The 253-nt window shown below is 51.4% G+C and carries 1 rRNA gene; it reads right to left on the bottom strand.

Annotated elements, in window-relative coordinates:
* Positions 1–135: 135 nt before the first annotated feature.
* Positions 136–253 (bottom strand): 16S ribosomal RNA (locus tag AC6LKD_RS32715); the annotation flags it as partial.

Genomic DNA, 253 nt, shown 5'->3' with positions numbered 1-253 from the left:
ACCCAAAACCTTCTCGGATCAGCAGTCAGGTAGTTGGAGACCCAGGGAAGATTCCCTCGACCCAAGCCTACAACTGATCCCAGCTATATCAAACAACCGATAAGAGTGGACGCTTAACACGAGCACTAAGCTCTGAAAGGAGGTGATCCAGCCGCACCTTCCGATACGGCTACCTTGTTACGACTTCACCCCAGTCATGAATCCTACCGTGGTAATCGCCCCCCTTGCGGTTAGGCTAACTACTTCTGGTAAA

Source organism: Achromobacter sp. D7-1 (assembly GCF_059760445.1).
Note: the sequence above shows the minus strand (reverse complement) of the source record. Positions and strands in the feature narration are given on the sequence as shown.